Here is a 16683-nt window from a genome sequence, read left to right as displayed (position 1 = left end):
CTCCGCCGTTCTCACCGACTCGCTTCGAGCAGTTCCAGCGCCCGCTGTAGCAGTTCCTCGGCGCGGTCGGCGTCCCGTGCCTCGGCAGTAACCCTGACCAGCGACTCGGTCCCGCTGGCCCGCACGAGGAACCACCCGTCGTCGGTTCCGACGCGGACGCCGTCCATCGTCTCCACGTCGTCGTAGGCGTCGTTGACGCGCCGTTCGACGCCGTCCATCACGGCGAATTTGTCCTCGCATTCGACGTTCGCCCGCCGAATCGGGTACGTCGGGATGTCGTCGATACGCTCCGAAAGCGGCCTGTCAGCGGCGAGGGCAGCGATTCGCGCCGCCGCCAGCGGACCGTCGGGACACAGCGTCTCTTCGGGCCAAATCCACGCTCCCGAGGGTTCGCCGCCGAAGGCAACCCCCGGTTCGGCTGCGGCCTCCGAGACGAAGGCGTCGCCGACCGGCGTTCGGACGACGCCCACGTCGCGCTCGGCGAGGAAGTCCTCGACTGCGAGGCTGGTGTCGACGGGAACGGCGACGGAATCGCCCGCCTCGGCTGCGTCGGCGGCGAACAGCGCCAACAGGGTGTCCCCCGAGAGGAAGGTTCCGTCGTCGGCGACCGCCCGCATCCGGTCGGCGTCGCCGTCGTGGGCGATTCCGAGTTCGTAGTCGCCCCCGGCGACGAGATGTGAGAGCGCAGTGCAGTTCTCCGGGGTCGGCTCCGAGGGTCGTCCCGGGAACCGACCGTCCGGTTGGGCGTTTAGCGTCTCCACGTCACAGCCGGCCTCGATGAGAGCGTCGGCGCTGATTCCGCCGGCACCGTTGCCGAGGTCGACGGCAACCGAGAGGTCGAGCGCGTCCGGCCCGCCAGCGGCCTCGACGAGTGCCTCGACGTGTCGCTCTCGCTCCGTGCCGGAGACTCGGGTTCCCAGACCGTCCCACGCCACCAACTCGGGGTCGTCGGCTTCGATGCGCTCGGTGATGCGCTCGCGGTCGGTGGCCCCGTAGGCCTGTCCTGTCGGTTGCCACAGTTTCAGTCCGTTGTCCTCGGGTGGGTTGTGACTCGCGGTCACGACGACGCCGGCGTCGGCCCCTCGCCACCCGACGGCGCGGCCGACCGTCGGCGTCGCCGCCACGCCCAAATCGATTACGTCGGTACCCGTCTCGCGGAGGCCGGCGGTCAGCGAATCGACGAGGAGGGCGCCGCTGTCGCGGGCGTCACGGCCGACGACGACCCGATCGGTCTCGACGCCGACCGCCCGCCCCACCTGCAGCGCCAACTCGGCGGTCACGACCTCTCCGACGGGTCCACGGATGCCGCTCGTTCCGAACATATCCGGTCATCGCTCGCGGCGGTCAAAAACCCGACCGTCGTCAGCCACCGCAAGGGCTTTTTCCGCGTCGGCACGACTCGCGCACATGAAACAGCAGGGCGGGACCGACGACGCCAAGCGCCGTGCGGGCGAGAGCGCCGCCGACACCGTCTCCGACGGCGCGGTCGTCGGCCTCGGGACGGGGTCGACGGCCGCCTACGCCATCCGGGAACTCGGTCGGCGGGTGGATTCGGGCCTCGACATCCGCGGTATCCCGACCTCACACGGCGCCCGCCGTCTCGCTCGGGAAGTGGGCATCCCGCTGACGACGCTCGCGGAGGCAACGCCAGACGTGGCCATCGACGGCGCCGACCAGGTGGCCGGCTTCGAGTTGATAAAGGGGGGCGGTGCGGCCCATGCTCGCGAGAAACTCGTCGACAGCGCCGCCGAGCGGTTCCTCGTCGTCGTCGACGAGACGAAACTGGCCGAACCGCTGGACGCGGCCGTCCCGGTCGAGGTACTTCCCGATGCGGTCCCCGTCGTCGAACGGGAACTGGCGGCCCTCGGTGGGACGCCGGAACTCCGCGCGGCCGAACGGAAAGACGGCCCCGTCGTCACCGACAACGGCAACCTCGTTGTCGACTGTGCGTTCGGCGCTATCGCCGACGCGGAGGCGCTCGCGGCCGACCTCTCGGCGCTCCCGGGCGTCGTCGAACACGGGCTGTTCGTCGGGTTGGCCGACGAGATTCACGTGGGCGGCGACGCGGTCGACGTTCGCCGGTAGTGATTCCCGTCAACGGCGCCGCCGCTTTCGGTCGCTGCGTCAAAAAAACGGAACGGAGGTTCTCGACCTTACAGGTCGCGCGGCTGGACCGTCTTCCGGTCGTTGGCCTCGGCACGCCGGGCGGCGTCCTCGAGGATCTCCTCGACTTCCTCGTCGAGGGCGTCGTAGAAGTCGGAGGCAACGTTCATGTCATCCAGCGCTTCCTTCACAGCGGCTTTGACGATTAGGTCTGCCATACAAGCCGCGGTTTGTCCGGGGTCCTTTATATAAGTTCCCAATCGTGGGCGGTCTCGCCGCTTCTACTGCCGGTTTAGCCGTGAAGAACCGGGATGAACCAGGGGGTAGTTCCCCGGATTACGTATCCTTTGTGGCTAGTCGGCTTCGATGTGGGCCGTTCGGGCGGTAGGTCCCGTCTCGCGCGCGCTGACGGTAATTCCCGGTATCGGTCGCGTACGGAACCGCGAGAGTTTCCCGTTCGGGACCACGAACGTCTTCCATGCGCGACATACTCGATGCGGTCGCCGACGGCGAACTCTCGCCCGCCGAGGCGCAGGCGGAACTCAGCGGCTACGCACGAACGGAGGCGGGGCGGTTCGACGCCGCCCGGGAGTCCAGAACCGGAATTCCCGAAGCGATACTCGCGGCGGGCAAGACGCCCCAGGAGACGGCGTCGATGGCCGCTGCAGCGGTCGAGACGACCGGGGCCGCGTTGGTCACGCGGGCCGACGACGACGCGGTCGACGCCTGCAAAACTCGGTTGGCCGACGAGGTTCCCGACGCCGACACCGAACGCGATGCCCGCGCCCGAACGTTGGTCGTCCACGCACCGGAGTACGAGGCGCCGGACCTCGATGCGAACGTCACCGTCGTCACGGCGGGGACCTCCGACGCTGCCGCTGCGGGGGAGGCCGCGGTCGTCGCCGAGGAGATGGGCGCGATCGTCGAGTTCGTCGACGACGTGGGCGTCGCCGGTATCGCTCGACTGTTCGACCGTCTTGAAGAACTCCGTGCGGCGGACGTGTTAATCGTCGCGGCGGGCCGGGAAGGCGCCCTTCCGACGGTCGCCGCGGGGCTCGTCGACGTGCCGCTCATCGGGTTGCCCGTCTCGACGGGGTACGGCCACGGCGGGCGCGGGGAGGCCGCCCTCGCCGGCATGTTGCAGTCCTGTACGCCGATTACGGTGGTCAACGTCGATGCGGGCTTCACCGCCGGGTCGCAGGCGGGACTCATCGCACGGACGGTGTCGTCGGCCCGTTCGGAGTCGTGACTCGACCGTGCTAACATGGCCGAAAACCGGCTGTATGGTACGGTTTGGCGAGGGTATTTGTGTCTAGAGAACCAACTAAAAGGTAGCCGACGAGGGATATCCGCGTCGGCGGCCAGAATGCCCAGGTGTAACCACTGTGACGCGCACGTCTCCGACCGGTTTGCCCGGGTGTTCGCGGACGAAGGCGGACGGGTGCATGCCTGTCCGAACTGCTCTGCGAACGCCGGCATCGCCGAGGTTTCGCGAGACCGTGCCCACGAGTAACGGCCCTGCGGTCGTAGCACTGTGTTCCAACCACAGGGTGCCTCGTTCTACCGACGCCGACAATGAGTAGCGACTCAGTCGACCACTGCGTGTACGTCATCGAGTGCGTCGACGGGTCGCTGTACACCGGCTACACCACCGACGTACAGCGGCGGGTCCAAGAACACGACGCCGGCGAGGGAGCGAAGTACACCCGCGGTCGCACGCCGGTCGAACTCGTTTACACCGAGTCCTTCGATTCGAAGTCCGCGGCGATGTCCCGGGAGTACGAGATAAAGCAGCTTTCGCGGGCCGAAAAGGAGCGACTCGTCTTCGAGGAGTGAGCGTTCAGCCGTCGCTTCGCTCGTAGCGGTTCCGAATCAGTATCGCCGTCGCGTTCATCCCGATGAGCACCACGAGCAGGACGACGACGCCGGCGGCCATCACGCCGTACTGGAACTCGGGTTTCGCGGAACTGGACCACGCGTAAATCTGCATCGGCATGGCGCTGACGCGGTCGAACAGCGCCGTCGGCGGACTGAAGTTCGTCGTCGGGGCGCCAATCATGATGAGCGGTGCCGTCTCGCCGATGGCCCGACCCAACGAGAGGATGGTCCCCGTGAGGATGCCGGGCATCGCCTCGGGCAGGACGACGTTCTTCGTCGTCTGCCAGCGGGTCGCGCCCATCCCGTAGGAGGCCTGACGCATGTCGTCGGGGACCGACCGGATGGCCTCCTGTGCGGAGATGACGACGATGGGGAGGATGAGCAGCGACAGCGTAATCGAAGCGACGACGACGGTCCCGAAGCCGAGTCCGAGGAGGTTGACGAACAGCCCCAATCCGAGCAGGCCGTAGACGACGGACGGAACGCCCGCGAGGTTCGAGATGTTGACCTGAATCAGCCGCGTTATCGCGCCGACTGCGCCCGTGTCCGCGGTGTAATCTTCGAGGAACACGGCGGTGCCGACACCCAGCGCGAACGACAGCACGGCGACCATTGTGATGACGAATATCGAACCGATGATGGCGGGATAGAGCCCGGCTTCGGACGCAATCGGAGAGGGGGCGCTCGTCACGAAGGAGGCGTCGAGCCACGGGTCGGGGCCGGCGACGCCCCAGGCATCGACGAGGAGCGTTCCCGCCACGATGCCGGCGCCGATGAGTACTCCCAACAGAAGCCCGCCCCGGCCTCGACGCTGTTGGACGATCCGGTCGGTGTACAGCCCGGCCGGAACCGCGGCGGTGACGAACAGCAGGACGACCCCGTTGGGGCCGACGCCGAGCGTTCCGGCGCCGAAGCCGGTCGCGGCGGTCCCACCGACGGCGATGACGAAGGCGAGCGCAGCGGCGACGGTACCACGCCGCCGGGCGACGAGCGCTGCGGCGGCGACGCCGACCGGAACGGCCAGCGTCCACACGTAGATGAGCCATGTACTCGGGAAGACGACCAACGCGCCCCGGAGGGGCCAGGAAGCGAGGAGTCCGCCGATGCCGACGATGGGTGCGAGGTAGACGAGCCGGCCGTATCCCCTGAGCTTGGCCGCGGCGTAGATGCCGACTGCCGGGAGAACGCCGACTGAGTACGCGAGGAACCACTGGTAAACGTCGACCAGCACGAACAGCGCGGTGATGGCGACGGCGATACCCATGCCGCCGACGATGCGTCCCAGCAAGCCCATCCCGACGGCGCCGAGCGGGCGCTGGAGCCCCGCGTACGCAGTGTAACTTCCAATCGGGACGGCGACGACGAACATGTACGCGAGCGGCCACGAGAGCCGCGGCACCGACAACCCCACTACCGAGAGCAGTTGGAAGACCCCGAAGACGGCGACCATGCCGCCGCCCAGTCCGAGCAGCGTCCGTTTCGTCACTTGACGGTCGTCGGCGCTGTACAGCAGGAATGCGAAGACGGGCACGACCAACGTGAGGAAGTACGAGAGGAACCACTCATCGCTCGCCGAGGCGAGGTCGAAGGCGTCGATGGTGACGTAGACGAGCAACACCGCGAGCGCGAGGATGCCGATGACCGATGCGGTCAGCGACAGCGCCTCGAAGACGCGTCCCTTGAGTTTGCTCACGTCGCCGAAGCCCTCGACGGTTCGGTTTTCGGTCGCCATCTCAGTACTCCTCCCGGTAGCGTGCCGCGATGCGGTCGCTTACGATGTTCATGAGTAGCGTAATCGCGAACAGCGTCAGTCCGATAGCGAATAGGCTGTCGAAGGCGATGGTGCCGCCGGTGAAGTCGCTGCCGGCGATTTGAACCATCGCGACGGTCATGGTCTGTCCCGGTTCGAGCAACACGTCCGCGGGGTGGATGAACGGGATCCCGAGCCCGACGACCTGCAGTTCCTGTACGGGCGGCAACCGTGCCTGTGCGCCCATCGCGACGACGACAATCATCGTCTCGCCGATGGCGCGCGACACCGCCAGGATGTACGAGGAGGCGATGCCCGAGACGGCCGCAGGGACGACGACGCCGGTCGAAACTTCGAACTTCGTCGCGCCGAGGCCGTAGCCGGCCTGTCGAAGTTCGTCCGGAACGGCGTTCATGGCGTCCTCGCTAATCGAGGAGACCATCGGAATCGTCATGATGCCGACCATCAGCGACGCCGATAAGGCGTTGAACGTGCTGATTCCGGGAAACAGCGTCGCCCGGAGCGCGGGCGTGACGTAGACGAGTGCGAAGTAGCCGTAGACGACCGTCGGCACGCCGGCCAGTATCTCCAACAGCGGCTTCAGTATCGACCGCGTGCGCGGGTCGGCGTACTCCGAGAGGTAGATCGCGGTGAGCGTCCCGATGGGCAAGGCGATGAGTGCTGCGGTAATCGTGACGACCAAGGTGCCGAACACCAGCGGCACGATGCCGAATATCCGGTTGCTCGGACTCCACTCGAAGCCGGTCAGGAAGTCGACGGCCGAGTACGCGCCGAAGAACGCGGAGGCGTCGACGAACAGCGTGACGACGATGCCGACGGTGGTGAACACCGACAGCAGCGCACAGACGGCGAACAGTCCGCCGTAGGTTCCCTCGCGGAGTCGTTGCCAGCCGTTGGACCGCTGTAACTCCGGTCCATCGGGGGCGTCGCTCACGGTTCGTCCCTCCGGAATCGGCCACTCCCGTCAGCGGTCCGGTCCATCGTATCTATCGACTAGTTCTGCGCTTCCTGTATAGCCGTTTCGAGACGCTCCATTACCTCGCTCTGCTGTTCGTCGGTCAGTGGGACGTAGCCGACCTGCCCGGCGACGAGTTCCTCGTTACCGGCCTGCTCGACGAAGAAGCGGGCGAACTCCGCGACGTGCTCTTCGGCCAGCGAGCTCTTGGCGGCGTAGGTGAAAAGCGGCCGCGACAGCGGCGTGTACTCGCCGTTCGAGGCCGTATCCAGCGATGGTTCCACACAGCCATCGCCGCCGTCGACTTTCAGGGCCGTCACCTGGTCGGGGTTGTTGAAGTAGTACGAGAAGCCGAAGTAGCCGATTGCGTACTGGCTACCCTTGACGCCCTGGACGATGGTGTTGTCGCGTTCGGTCGCCTGGTAGTCGTCCGTGTGAGCGCCGCTTTCGCCGTTGACGGTCTCGGTGAAGTAATCGAACGTGCCGGAGGTCTCGGCGGCGCCGTAGCGCTCGATTTCCTCGTCGGGCCAGCCGTCGCGGACCTCACTCCACGTCTCGGCGGCGTCCTCGCCCCAAATCTGGTTCAGTTCGTCGATGGTGACACAGCCGTCCTCGATGAACTCGTTGTCGTTGTTGACGACGACGGTGAGGGCGTCGGTCGCCGCCTGCAGTTCGACGGGTTCGACGCCGTTGTCGGAACAGAGCTGTTGTTCTTCCTCCTTGATGGGCCGACTCGCGTTGTTGAAGTCGGTCTGTCCCGGACAGAAGAAGTTCGAGAAGCCGCCACCGGAGCCGGTGGAACTGATGTCCGTGCTGACCTCGGGGTGTTCGGACTCGAAGGCCGCGGCGACGGCCTCCATCAGCGGGAAGACGGTACTGGAGCCGGCGATGGCGATGTCGCCGGAAAGCGTGTCACCGCCGCCGTTTCCGTTGCCGTTTCCGTTACCGTTCCCACCGTTGCCGGGCGTTTCGGTACAGCCGGCGAGGCCCCCGGCGGCCAGCGCTGCTCCGGAGAGCAGGAATCGTCGTCGGCTACTCGATTCGAACGCACTGCGACCGCCGTTCGGGTCGTCTGTCATCACCCGAACCAAACGGACAATCGAATAAGAAGGGTACTATGTGTTCTATATAGATTTATACAGTCCTCTATTGGAAACCCTTCACACCCGCGCTCGGATACCGATTCTGGCGGTCGTATCGGCTTAAGCGTCTGCAATCGGTCGGTTTTTCACGGGCGGACGAGCCCTCGTGGCGTGTTATCGTCTATCGAGGAACGACTGCTCGGTACCTATTCGTACCGAATCTGTTCGGTAATTCGGAAGGGACCCGGTCACGCGCACTGACTATATATCCACGACCATGGCTACCGGCCCTCGGCCAACTCGGCGGCCAATCGTTCGGCGTCGCGGCCCACGAGCTGGAATCGTCCAACCCAAAAAACTCTCGTGTTACTCGACGATATCAATCGCCGGTCGGCCGGGTTCGGCCTTCCCGGCCACGTCGTCGGCTTCCTCGGCGGTCAACACCCGTACGTCGGCGTCGAACTCCCGTTCGACGAGCCACGCAGCGGCCTCCAGTGCCTCGAACTCGGTGTCGGGAGCGAGCGTCCGCTGGAGCGCCTCTCGGTTCGCCTGAAGGTCCTGTCCGTAGGCCGCGGCATCGTCGCCGTGGCGCTTGATGTCGTCGTGTTGCATCAACTCGCCGATGACGTTCGGCGCGTCGCTGTCGATGGCGATCTCCAGCGCCTCGTACTTCCAGTCGGGCGTGACGACGATGTCGATACGCTCGGGGTCGTCGATGCCGGCCACGTCGCTGATTTCGCGGACGTCTTCGCGGGTGTTCTCGACGAGGCGGCGGCGCTTCTCGACGGTTTCGCGGTCGGCCGCGGCGTCGGGCCAGTCGGCGTCGACGGCGAAGCCGTCGTACCTCAACTCCTCCCACAGTTCTTCGGCGATATGGGGCGCGACGGGCGCCAGCAGTTTCACGGCCGTCTCCAGTCCGCGCTCGAAGACCGAGGCGTCGACGGCGGTGTAGTCCCGATACTGCCGGAGCGTCCCGACCAGTGACTGGGCCTCCCGAAGCGCCGTGTTGAACGTCAACTCGTCGTACTCCTCGCCGGCAATCGTGACGGCGGCCTCGATTTCGGCTTCGACGTAGCCGGCGACGGCACCGGGGTCGTCGGTTGTCTCGATGTCGCCGGCGGTGAACGCCTCGGTCACGTCCTTCAGTCGCGTCAGGAAGGCGTACGCCGACTGGACGCCCTCCTCGGTCCAGTCGAAGTCCCGCTCGGGTTGGGCGGCCTGCATCATGAACAGACGAGCGGTGTCGGCGCCGTACTCCTCGACGATGCGCTGCGGCGAGACGACGTTGCCGACCGATTTCGACATCTTCTCGCCCTCCAACTGCACCATCCCCTGTGCCAGCAGGTTCTCGAACGGTTCACGGTGGTCCAGTCCCTCGTGGTCGGCCAGCGTCTTCGTGACGAACCGGCTGTACAGCAGGTGCATCACGGCGTGTTCGATGCCGCCGACGTACTGGTCGACGGGCATCCAGTCGTTGGCCTGCTCGAGGTCGAACGGCGCCTCGTCCAGTTCGGGAGAGACGTACCGCAGGAAGTACCACGAGGAGTCGACGAAGGTGTCCATCGTGTCCGTTTCGCGGGTCGCCTCGCCGCCGCAGTCCGGACAACTCGTCTGCTTCCACTCGTCGGCTTCGTCCAGCGGGTTCCCGGTCGTGTTGACGAACTCGGGCAGTTCGACCGGCAGGTCCGCCTCGGGAACGAGCACGGGGCCACAGTCGTCACAGTGGACGACCGGAATCGGCGTCCCCCAGTAGCGCTGCCGGGAGATACCCCAGTCGCGGAGGCGATACTGGGTGTCGGTTTCGGCGCTGTCGATGTCCTCGGTCAACCGCTCGCGTGCGGTCTCGCTGTCGAGGCCGCTGTACTCCCCGGAGTTCACGAGGACGCCGTCGTCGGTGAAGGCCTCGTCGCTGACGTCGGGGACCTCGTCCTCGCTGGGTGCGATGACGGGGTCGATGTCGACGCCCATCTTCTCGGCGAAGTCGTGGTCGCGGTGGTCGTGGCCGGGGACGCCCATCAATGCGCCTGTCCCCACGTCCGACAGCACGAAGTCGGCGACGAAGACCGGAATCTCCTCGCCGGTAATCGGGTTCGTCGCCGTCAGGTCCGTCTCGACGCCGTTCGGTTCGTCGCCGTCGGGGTCGGCCTCGTGGTGGACGAACTCGTGGACGGCGTCGTCTTCCTCGACCAACTGCTCGCTGATGGGGTGGTCCGGCGCCAGCGCGAAGAACGTCGCGCCGAAGATGGTGTCGACGCGGGTCGTGAACGCCTCGACGGGACCGTACCCTTCGATGGTGAACTCCAGTTGGGTCCCGTACTGTCGGCCGATCCAGTTGCGCTGCATCTGCCGGACGGAGTCGGGCCACCCCTCTAGTTCGTCGATGTAGTCGACCAACTCGTCGGCGTACTCGGTGATTTTCAGGAACCACTGGTCGAGTTCCCGTGACTCGACGGGCGTGTCACACCGCCAGCAGAGTTCGTCGTCGCCCTCGACCTGTTCGTCAGCCAGCACCGTCTCACAGGAGGGACACCAGTTCACCTCGGCGTCGCGTCGCTCGGCCAACCCTTCCTCGTGGAACCGCCGGAACAGCCACTGATTCCACTTGTAGTATTCGGGGACGCAGGTGGTGACTTCCCGCTCCCAGTCGTAGCCGAAGCCCATCGACTCCATCTGGCCCTTCATCGTCTCGATGCAGTCGAAGGTCCAATCGCGGGGGTTCGTGTCGCGTTCCTTGGCGGCGTTCTCTGCCGGGAGGCCGAAGGCGTCCCACCCCATCGGGTGGAGCACGTCGTCGCCCTGCATACGCCGATACCGGGCGTAGGCGTCCGTGATGGTGTAGTTGCGGACGTGACCCATGTGCAACTGTCCGGAGGGGTAGGGGTACATCCCGAGGACGTACGTCGGGTCCGAAACGTCGTCGGGGGTCCGATACACGGAGGCGTCGTCCCACGCCTCCTGCCAGCGTCGTTCGACCTCGGTGTGGTCGTAACCGTCGTCGTCGTGCATGGAGAGAGTAGTTGTGGAATCTTCCGTCGGTCCGGCCCTTAACCTTTCCATCCCAAGAACGCCACGGCGGTGTGGGGATAACACTCATACCGCTCGAAACCGACTGAACCGTATGTTCAAGACGGCCACAGCGAGCGGGGTGACACGGTTCTTTTCCGGTGAAAAACGCGAGACGGAAAGCGGTGACGGCCGGCCGCGCTGGCTCGCCGTCGTGGTGGCGCTACTCTTGGTTTTGGTTCCATTGCTGCCCTTCTTGGCCGTCGCGTGGGTGCTGTCGCGAACCCTCCGCGGCGTCAGGGAACGGGTCTCCTGGGATTAACGCAGTCGGGTGTCGACCAACTCGAAGGGCGTGCCGTTGTCCTTCTCGTTTGCGCGTTCGTAGACGACGTGGGCGGCCGCCACGTCCTGAATCGCCAGCCCAGTCGAATCGAAGACGCTCACGCCGTCGTCGGGCGTCCGTCCGGGTTTCTCGTCGGTGACGATTTCGCCCAACTCGCCGTAGAGGTCCTCGTCGGATAGCAGGCCGCGACTCCACGGGACGTTGATTTCTCCGGAGTGGGTACACTGCTCGTAGTCGTCGATGACGAGTTTCGCGTTGGCGACGATTCCCTCGCCGAGTTCGTTCTTGCCGGGGGCGTCGGCGCCCATCGCGTTGATGTGGGTGTGGTCGCCCACGTCTTCCGCGGAGACGATGGGCGATTCGACGGGCGTCACCGTCGAGAGCACGTCACATTGTGCGGCCTCGGCGATGGAGCCACCGCGGACGTCGAACTCGTCGCCGAAGCGGTCGACGAACGCCTCGACGGCGTCGTCGCGTTTGTCGGCGACGACGACGGTGTCGATGTCCCGAACCACGCTGATTGCCTCCAGTTGGGTGTACGACTGGACGCCGGCGCCGACGATACCAAGCGACGTCGCGTCGGCGACCGCGAGGTGGTCGGTGGCGACGGCCGCCGCCGCGCCGGTCCGCTTCCGGGTGAGCGTCGTCCCGTCCATGAGCGCGAGCGGGAAGGCGTTCCGCGGGTCGGAGTAAATCATCGTTCCCAACACGGTGGGGAGGTCGTACGTCTCGGGGTTGTCCGTGTGGACGTTCACCCACTTGATGCCCGCGGCGTCCCAGTCGTCGGCGGCCATGTACGCCGGCATCGACCGGAAGTCGCCGTTGTACTCCGGCAGGTCGATGTAGGACTTCGCCGGCATCTGTACGTTCCCGTGCTGGTAGGCGGCGAAGGCCTCCTCGACGGCGACGATGACCTCCTCCATGCGGGCGTTTTCGCCCACGTCGTCTCGGTTCAACAGAAGCGTCTTCATGTGGCAAAATTTGCTACGGCGGTACTTAGATACCCACCCTTTCGCCGGATGCGGCTACACCCACTCGACGCTGCCGTCGAGGTCGAACGGCAGCTTTCCGTACCGGTAGCCTTCGATGCGGCCGGTCGGGCGGGCGCGGAAGACGACGGTGGGTTCGTGGCCGACGCCCGGTTGCTCGCCGGTGACGGCGTTCCACTCCGTCTCGGTGAAGGAGGTACAGTCGATGAACAGCGCCGAATCGGGGTGTTTCGCCAACTGATCGCTCCGCTTTGCGCCGCCGGTCTCCTTGACGGCGGCGACGGGGTGGTCGGCGTGGGACCGACGCGCCGGCGGTTCGGGACGGGTCACCTCGACGAGGTCGTCGTCGACGGCGAAATCCAGCGCGTGGCCGCTGTCCTGTTCGACTTCAGGTTCGAAGTCAAGGCCGGCGTCCGTGAGGAGTTTGGCGACGTTGAACTCCGCCATCGTCGCCCGCATCCGCGTGAGGTCGTATCCCGGGGAGGTGCCGAGTTTCGAGGCCATCGTGTAGCGGTGGGCGTCGAGACTCCCGGTTCGGAGCAGCGACTCGTAGAAGGCGAGTCCCTCTTCGGAACTGGCATCGGGGAAGCCGGCGGCGTCCTCGGCGAAGAACCGACGGGTGCTGTCCCGCCCGTCTTTCGACCCGAAGACGGGGAGGAAGAACCACGTCACGTACTCGTAGTCGGCGAGCCAGGGGTCGGTCACCTCGATGCGGGCGGTGAGTTCCCGCTGTGCCCACCGGGAGACGGCATAGGGCGCCTCGGTGAACGTCTCCTTGTCGGTGCGCCACAGTGCCTCGGGCGTCTCGGTGTTGCCGAGCCAGTAGGCCCGGCCGGGTCGGAAACAGAACAGCGCGAAGTCGCCGTTGTCCATCTCCAACCGGAGGGCGTCGTAGCGGTCGTCGCCGATGGTGAACCACGGCTCTTCGATGCGTGCGCCGAAGGACTGCTTCAGCGGCTGTAGTAACTGTTCGCGGACGCTCTGTCGCGTCCACGTCTTCTCGGACCGACGGAAACGGAGGGGACCTGCCACACTCGTCGTAGCACGTCAGCGGGTTTACCGATTACGCATATCCGACCGGATGGCGACGGAACCCCGGAGCCGTCCCGGAGCGAATACATAAATAACCCTTCATATTATCCGTTACATTGATTACCAAGAACTCGTTAGTTGCGTACAGTTACCATGTCAATGGGTGCCTATGACGAGGACGAACACGAGCGACGTGAGCAGAAGGCCTCGACCGTCGATGCTGCCTTCGACGACGAGCGGACGAACTACGAAGGCTCCATAGAGTACGACTCCGGCGACTCGGCGGAAGCACTCCTCGACCAGTTCAAGCAGATGCAGTCCCAGTAACGGCTCACTGTTCTCGGAGCGTCAGTAAAGCGACCGACAGCGCGACGACAACCGCCACGGCCAGCACGTGGCCGACGAGCGCAGCGAGCAACACGGGGTAGTCGACGACGAACGGAACCAACAGCAACTGGACGGCCGCGAAGCCGAGGGTTTCGGCGTCGGCCCGCCGGAGCGTGTCGACGGCGTCGGCGTCGAACCGATAGCGCCCCGACCGCCACAGCGCGACGACGGCGGTCCACCAGCCGGTGCCGATGCGATAACAGAGGTCCCACAGGATCAACAGCGTCAGGTAGACGACCAGTATCGGCGGCTCGGGGCCGAACAGCGTTTCGACGAGCGAGCCGCCGTCTGCGGGGTCGAAGACGAACAGGTGCGTGACGAGCGCGACGAACGCCAACACGGCGAGGACGACCTCGACGCTGGAGCCGAACAGCAGCCGCCGGTAGGGCTCCGGGCTGGGGGGCGCTCGCGCGGCGCGGCTGATTCGAAGCATCTCGACGCTCCCGACGGCGGCGACGACGACGGCGGCTGTTCCCGCCACCGCCGCGTTCCAGAGGTCGTAGTACCACGCCAACGCGAGGACGGCGGTTTCGAAGACGGCCAACTGGATAGCGATGGCTGCTCCGCGTGAGAGGTCGACCCCCGGAAGCGCGCCGATGATGCTCTCGTAGACCCACGTCTCGCCGTACTCCGGCCGCATTCAGGGCTCCGGCTCCAGGGCTGGCGTTTCGCTCACGATGGCTCGGTCGCCGAGCGCCTGCCGGACGGCCTCGTCGAACGGCGTCGGTTCGACGTCGACGAACTCGTCGATGCGGCGGTCGGTGACGACGACGGTGTTGCGCAGGCCGGCGACGAGCGGCTTCGCAACCGACAGCGGCACGTCCGTCAGCAGCCACAGCCACCCCGCCGACAGCCCCGGCGAGAGGATGGGAACCGGGAGGACGACCGGCGCCCGGCCGGACAGCAACCGCGCGGTGTGTTCGAGTATCTCCTGATAGGTCAGCACGTCCGGGCCGCCGATTTCGAACGTCTCGCCGGCGGTTTCGGGGGCATCGAGGACGCCGACCAGATAGCCGATGACGTCGTCGACGAAGATGGGCTGGCACTCGGTGCGGACCCACCGGGGCGTCACCATCACCGGCAGGCGGTCGGCCAGTTGGGTGATGAGTTCGAAACTCGCCGACCCCTCGCCGACGATGATGGCGGCCCGTAGCGTCGTCAGTTCGAACTCGCCGTCAGCGAGAATGTGTTCGACCTCGCGTCGCGACCGGAGGTGTTCGGACAGTTCGTCTCGGTCGTCGCCCAACCCGCCGAGGTAGACGACGCGCTCGACGCCGGCGGCCTCGACTGCATCGACGAAGGTGCGGGCGGCCAGTCGGTCTCGCGACTGGAAGTCGCCGCCGGTCCCCATCGAGTGGACCAGATAGTAGGCGGCCTCGACCGGCGGCACCTCGACGGGTGGGTTCAGGAGGTCGCCCTCGACGACCTCGACGCCGTCGGGGGCGTCGTATCGCTCGACGTCTCTGACCAGAGCGACCACGTCGTGGCCCCGTCGTTGGAGGGCTGGAACGAGACGGCTCCCCACGAACCCACTCGCCCCGGTTACGAGTACGCGCATACCCATAGAACGGGCGCCGACCCCTTAATCCCAACCGGGCGTTTCGGGGGCGCCGAGACGTTCTTCGACGTCCCGACCGAGTTCGGGGTCGGGGTCGTCGGTTTCGGCCCGTCGGTTCCACTCGGCGCTGGCCCGTCCGACCCACGAATCGGCATCGAGAACCGCTTCGCGGGCCGTCTCGTAGCGGTCGGTGTCGACAGCGAGGCTGCCGGGCCGGGAGGCGGCGGCGACGGCGAGGAACTCCGCGCGGTCCTCGGCGGTCGGGGCCCCGTCGGCGATGCGGTCGACGCGGCCGTCGAGTCGGTCGACGTCGGGATGGGCGAACACCGTCGCTCCGAGGGCGCCGGTCCCGAGAAGCGGCGTCGCCTCGCCGGGGTCGGCGTCGAGGAGCCGCTCGCCGCCGAACGCCGTTTCGACGCGCTCGCATTCGGTTTCGGCGTCGAGTGCGAGATTGTCCGCCGGATACCTCTCGCAGGCGTCGGGGTAGCGGTCCTCGCCGTGGATGCGACACTGCAGCGTCTCGGGGTCCAGAAAGACGCAACTCGGGAGCCACGCGGAGTCGAGGCCGAAGGGGCCGACCGGCTTCGGCGACTTCCGCAAGCCGACGAAGAAGGCGGGGCGGTCGCCGACGGCGGCGATGTCGTGGCCGTCGACGGAGCCGGTCGGTCCTTCGCGGGCGTCGAACAGCCGTGGGGTCATCGCGTCGCCGAGTCCCGCTCGGACGAACGCCCGCACCTCGTCGCTGGACAGCGGGACGAGGTTGTACGTGTCGTCCAGCGGGACCAACCCACCGCGGCGCTCGTGGTCGAGGTCGACGGTGTCGGGGGCGACCGCGCGCCAGTCGATACAGCAACCGGCACAGCCCTCACAGTCGACGCGCATACGTGCGGTTCGATATCACGGGACAAAACGGTTTTCACGCCGTAAAACCGCGACCAACATCACGGCGAACGCGGAGAGATAATCGACTTATAATTTAGGAATATAACTATTCGGAAATCCGTCGTTTTCGAAGCAAAATTTTAGTGAAACGCGGTTGTGAGTACTGGGTGAGGTGATGTCCGTGTCGGAGCAACCACCCCGTAGCGACAGGTTCGGTATCGCCGGTCCGGGGCGACGGACGGAAGCGACTACACTCGTGCCGTCCAGACTCTCCAGGTACGACTTCCTGCTCGCGTTCATCCCGCTCGTTTTGCTGTTCGCGTGGCTGTTCGGTCGGATTGCGGGCGTGCCGCTGTGGACCGCGATGGCGGTCGGTGGCTTGCTCTCGGTGCCGCTCGTCGTCGATGGCCTCGCGGTCAACCCGCCGTCGTAGGCCGGACGCCTTTTGCTGGCGGATTGCCTACTTCACCTATGGCCAAGGAGTCTTGTGACGCCTGCGGCGACGCCGTCCCCATCGGTGGCGGCATCTCGGGGCTGTGGTCGTCGGACCCCCAGGGAACGGGCGGGATGACCCTCGAACTCCGCGACGGCACCGAGCACTTCCTCTGTTTCGACTGCATCGAGAAGTTGCCCGACGACCCCACCGAAGCGGACGTTCTCGAACTCGAAGCCGAGTGACTTTCGGGTCCCCGCAGTACCT

Annotated in this window: 19 protein-coding genes; 8 read left to right on the top strand and 11 right to left on the bottom strand. The window is 66.2% G+C overall.

Going from position 1 to position 16683, the window contains the following annotated elements:
- Positions 1-11: 11 nt before the first annotated feature.
- Complete coding sequence (gene glmM, locus HWX69_RS03565) at positions 12-1322, bottom strand: phosphoglucosamine mutase (RefSeq protein ID WP_178915738.1); 1311 nt, start codon at positions 1320-1322, stop codon at positions 12-14.
- An 85-nt stretch (positions 1323-1407) separates the two neighbouring features.
- Between glmM and rpiA the strand changes: the two genes are divergently transcribed.
- Positions 1408-2085, top strand: coding sequence for a ribose-5-phosphate isomerase RpiA (rpiA, locus tag HWX69_RS03560; RefSeq protein ID WP_178915737.1), 678 nt, complete (start codon positions 1408-1410; stop codon positions 2083-2085).
- 68 nt (positions 2086-2153) lie between these two features.
- Here rpiA and HWX69_RS03555 read toward each other — a convergent pair whose 3' ends face one another.
- Positions 2154-2321 (bottom strand): DUF1931 domain-containing protein, encoded by a 168-nt coding sequence (locus HWX69_RS03555; protein WP_156709429.1) that lies wholly within the window; start codon positions 2319-2321, stop codon positions 2154-2156.
- Positions 2322-2581: 260 nt separating this feature from the next.
- Between HWX69_RS03555 and larB the strand changes: the two genes are divergently transcribed.
- From larB to HWX69_RS03545, 3 genes are all read left to right on the top strand, one after another.
- Positions 2582-3352, top strand: coding sequence for a nickel pincer cofactor biosynthesis protein LarB (gene larB / locus HWX69_RS03550; protein ID WP_178915736.1), 771 nt, complete (start codon positions 2582-2584; stop codon positions 3350-3352).
- Between the two features lie 117 nt (positions 3353-3469).
- Positions 3470-3616 (top strand): DUF7563 family protein, encoded by a 147-nt coding sequence (locus HWX69_RS18460; protein WP_463605609.1) that lies wholly within the window; start codon positions 3470-3472, stop codon positions 3614-3616.
- Positions 3617-3678: 62 nt separating this feature from the next.
- Entirely contained in the window at positions 3679-3939 is a 261-nt protein-coding gene (locus HWX69_RS03545) for a GIY-YIG nuclease family protein (protein WP_178915735.1), read from the top strand.
- 4 nt (positions 3940-3943) lie between these two features.
- Here HWX69_RS03545 and pstA read toward each other — a convergent pair whose 3' ends face one another.
- From pstA to leuS, 4 genes are all read right to left on the bottom strand, one after another.
- Positions 3944-5713 carry a phosphate ABC transporter permease PstA gene (gene pstA, locus HWX69_RS03540; protein ID WP_178915734.1) on the bottom strand — a complete coding sequence of 590 codons (1770 nt, stop codon included), beginning with the start codon at positions 5711-5713 and terminating at the stop codon, positions 3944-3946.
- A 1-nt stretch (position 5714) separates the two neighbouring features.
- Positions 5715-6686: a phosphate ABC transporter permease subunit PstC gene (gene pstC / locus HWX69_RS03535; RefSeq protein WP_178915733.1), complete on the bottom strand. Its 972-nt coding sequence runs from the start codon at positions 6684-6686 to the stop codon at positions 5715-5717.
- 59 nt (positions 6687-6745) lie between these two features.
- Positions 6746-7786: a PstS family phosphate ABC transporter substrate-binding protein gene (locus HWX69_RS03530; RefSeq protein WP_178915732.1), complete on the bottom strand. Its 1041-nt coding sequence runs from the start codon at positions 7784-7786 to the stop codon at positions 6746-6748.
- A gap of 369 nt (positions 7787-8155) precedes the next feature.
- Positions 8156-10795: a leucine--tRNA ligase gene (gene leuS / locus HWX69_RS03525; RefSeq protein ID WP_178915731.1), complete on the bottom strand. Its 2640-nt coding sequence runs from the start codon at positions 10793-10795 to the stop codon at positions 8156-8158.
- 112 nt (positions 10796-10907) lie between these two features.
- On the opposite strand from leuS, the gene HWX69_RS03520 reads away from it, so the two are divergent.
- A complete protein-coding gene (locus HWX69_RS03520; RefSeq protein ID WP_178915730.1) occupies positions 10908-11114 on the top strand; it encodes a hypothetical protein in 207 nt (68 codons plus the stop codon).
- Here the strand turns inward: HWX69_RS03520 and HWX69_RS03515 are convergent.
- The gene (locus HWX69_RS03515) at positions 11111-12106 is read right to left on the bottom strand and encodes an ornithine cyclodeaminase family protein (protein ID WP_178915729.1); all 996 of its coding nucleotides are present in this window, start codon (positions 12104-12106) and stop codon (positions 11111-11113) included. The two genes, HWX69_RS03520 and HWX69_RS03515, sit on opposite strands and share 4 nt — an antisense overlap.
- 54 nt (positions 12107-12160) lie before the next feature.
- Positions 12161-13156, bottom strand: coding sequence for a DUF5784 family protein (locus HWX69_RS03510; RefSeq protein WP_178915728.1), 996 nt, complete (start codon positions 13154-13156; stop codon positions 12161-12163).
- Positions 13157-13309: 153 nt separating this feature from the next.
- Here HWX69_RS03510 and HWX69_RS03505 point away from each other — a divergent pair, with 153 nt between their 5' ends.
- Positions 13310-13483, top strand: coding sequence for a DUF5786 family protein (locus tag HWX69_RS03505; RefSeq protein ID WP_231753977.1), 174 nt, complete (start codon positions 13310-13312; stop codon positions 13481-13483).
- A gap of 4 nt (positions 13484-13487) precedes the next feature.
- Here HWX69_RS03505 and HWX69_RS03500 read toward each other — a convergent pair whose 3' ends face one another.
- Genes HWX69_RS03500 through HWX69_RS03490 form a run of 3 tightly spaced genes read right to left on the bottom strand, consistent with a single transcriptional unit; the run spans position 13488 to position 15983 of the window.
- On the bottom strand, positions 13488-14183 hold the full coding sequence (locus HWX69_RS03500; RefSeq protein WP_178915727.1) for a DUF7530 family protein: 696 nt from the start codon (positions 14181-14183) through the stop codon (positions 13488-13490).
- On the bottom strand, positions 14184-15101 hold the full coding sequence (locus tag HWX69_RS03495; RefSeq protein ID WP_178915726.1) for an NAD(P)H-binding protein: 918 nt from the start codon (positions 15099-15101) through the stop codon (positions 14184-14186).
- A 24-nt stretch (positions 15102-15125) separates the two neighbouring features.
- Positions 15126-15983, bottom strand: coding sequence for a YkgJ family cysteine cluster protein (locus tag HWX69_RS03490; protein WP_178915725.1), 858 nt, complete (start codon positions 15981-15983; stop codon positions 15126-15128).
- Between the two features lie 256 nt (positions 15984-16239).
- Between HWX69_RS03490 and HWX69_RS03485 the strand changes: the two genes are divergently transcribed.
- Together HWX69_RS03485 and HWX69_RS03480 are read left to right on the top strand one after the other, a co-directional pair.
- The gene (locus HWX69_RS03485) at positions 16240-16416 is read left to right on the top strand and encodes a putative antibiotic biosynthesis monooxygenase (RefSeq protein WP_178915724.1); all 177 of its coding nucleotides are present in this window, start codon (positions 16240-16242) and stop codon (positions 16414-16416) included.
- 38 nt (positions 16417-16454) lie between these two features.
- Positions 16455-16661: a DUF7561 family protein gene (locus tag HWX69_RS03480; protein WP_178915723.1), complete on the top strand. Its 207-nt coding sequence runs from the start codon at positions 16455-16457 to the stop codon at positions 16659-16661.
- Positions 16662-16683 lie beyond the last annotated feature (22 nt).

This window comes from Natronomonas gomsonensis (assembly GCF_013391635.1).
Classification (GTDB): domain Archaea; phylum Halobacteriota; class Halobacteria; order Halobacteriales; family Haloarculaceae; genus Natronomonas; species Natronomonas gomsonensis_A.
The sequence above is the reverse complement of the archived record's forward strand: the minus strand, read 5'-3'. Positions and strand labels throughout refer to the sequence as shown.

Bases quoted from the DNA above. Each gene is read 5' to 3' on its own strand.
- glmM (WP_178915738.1), bottom strand. From the start codon at position 1,322: ATGTTCGGAACGAGCGGCATCCGTGGACCCGTCGGAGAGGTCGTGACC.
- rpiA (WP_178915737.1), top strand. From the start codon at position 1,408: ATGAAACAGCAGGGCGGGACCGACGACGCCAAGCGCCGTGCGGGCGAG.
- HWX69_RS03555 (WP_156709429.1), bottom strand. From the start codon at position 2,321: ATGGCAGACCTAATCGTCAAAGCCGCTGTGAAGGAAGCGCTGGATGAC.
- larB (WP_178915736.1), top strand. From the start codon at position 2,582: ATGCGCGACATACTCGATGCGGTCGCCGACGGCGAACTCTCGCCCGCC.
- HWX69_RS18460 (WP_463605609.1), top strand. From the start codon at position 3,470: ATGCCCAGGTGTAACCACTGTGACGCGCACGTCTCCGACCGGTTTGCC.
- HWX69_RS03545 (WP_178915735.1), top strand. From the start codon at position 3,679: ATGAGTAGCGACTCAGTCGACCACTGCGTGTACGTCATCGAGTGCGTC.
- pstA (WP_178915734.1), bottom strand. From the start codon at position 5,713: ATGGCGACCGAAAACCGAACCGTCGAGGGCTTCGGCGACGTGAGCAAA.
- HWX69_RS03530 (WP_178915732.1), bottom strand. From the start codon at position 7,786: ATGACAGACGACCCGAACGGCGGTCGCAGTGCGTTCGAATCGAGTAGC.
- leuS (WP_178915731.1), bottom strand. From the start codon at position 10,795: ATGCACGACGACGACGGTTACGACCACACCGAGGTCGAACGACGCTGG.
- HWX69_RS03520 (WP_178915730.1), top strand. From the start codon at position 10,908: ATGTTCAAGACGGCCACAGCGAGCGGGGTGACACGGTTCTTTTCCGGT.
- HWX69_RS03515 (WP_178915729.1), bottom strand. From the start codon at position 12,106: ATGAAGACGCTTCTGTTGAACCGAGACGACGTGGGCGAAAACGCCCGC.
- HWX69_RS03505 (WP_231753977.1), top strand. From the start codon at position 13,310: ATGTCAATGGGTGCCTATGACGAGGACGAACACGAGCGACGTGAGCAG.
- HWX69_RS03500 (WP_178915727.1), bottom strand. From the start codon at position 14,183: ATGCGGCCGGAGTACGGCGAGACGTGGGTCTACGAGAGCATCATCGGC.
- HWX69_RS03495 (WP_178915726.1), bottom strand. From the start codon at position 15,101: ATGCGCGTACTCGTAACCGGGGCGAGTGGGTTCGTGGGGAGCCGTCTC.
- HWX69_RS03490 (WP_178915725.1), bottom strand. From the start codon at position 15,983: ATGCGCGTCGACTGTGAGGGCTGTGCCGGTTGCTGTATCGACTGGCGC.
- HWX69_RS03480 (WP_178915723.1), top strand. From the start codon at position 16,455: ATGGCCAAGGAGTCTTGTGACGCCTGCGGCGACGCCGTCCCCATCGGT.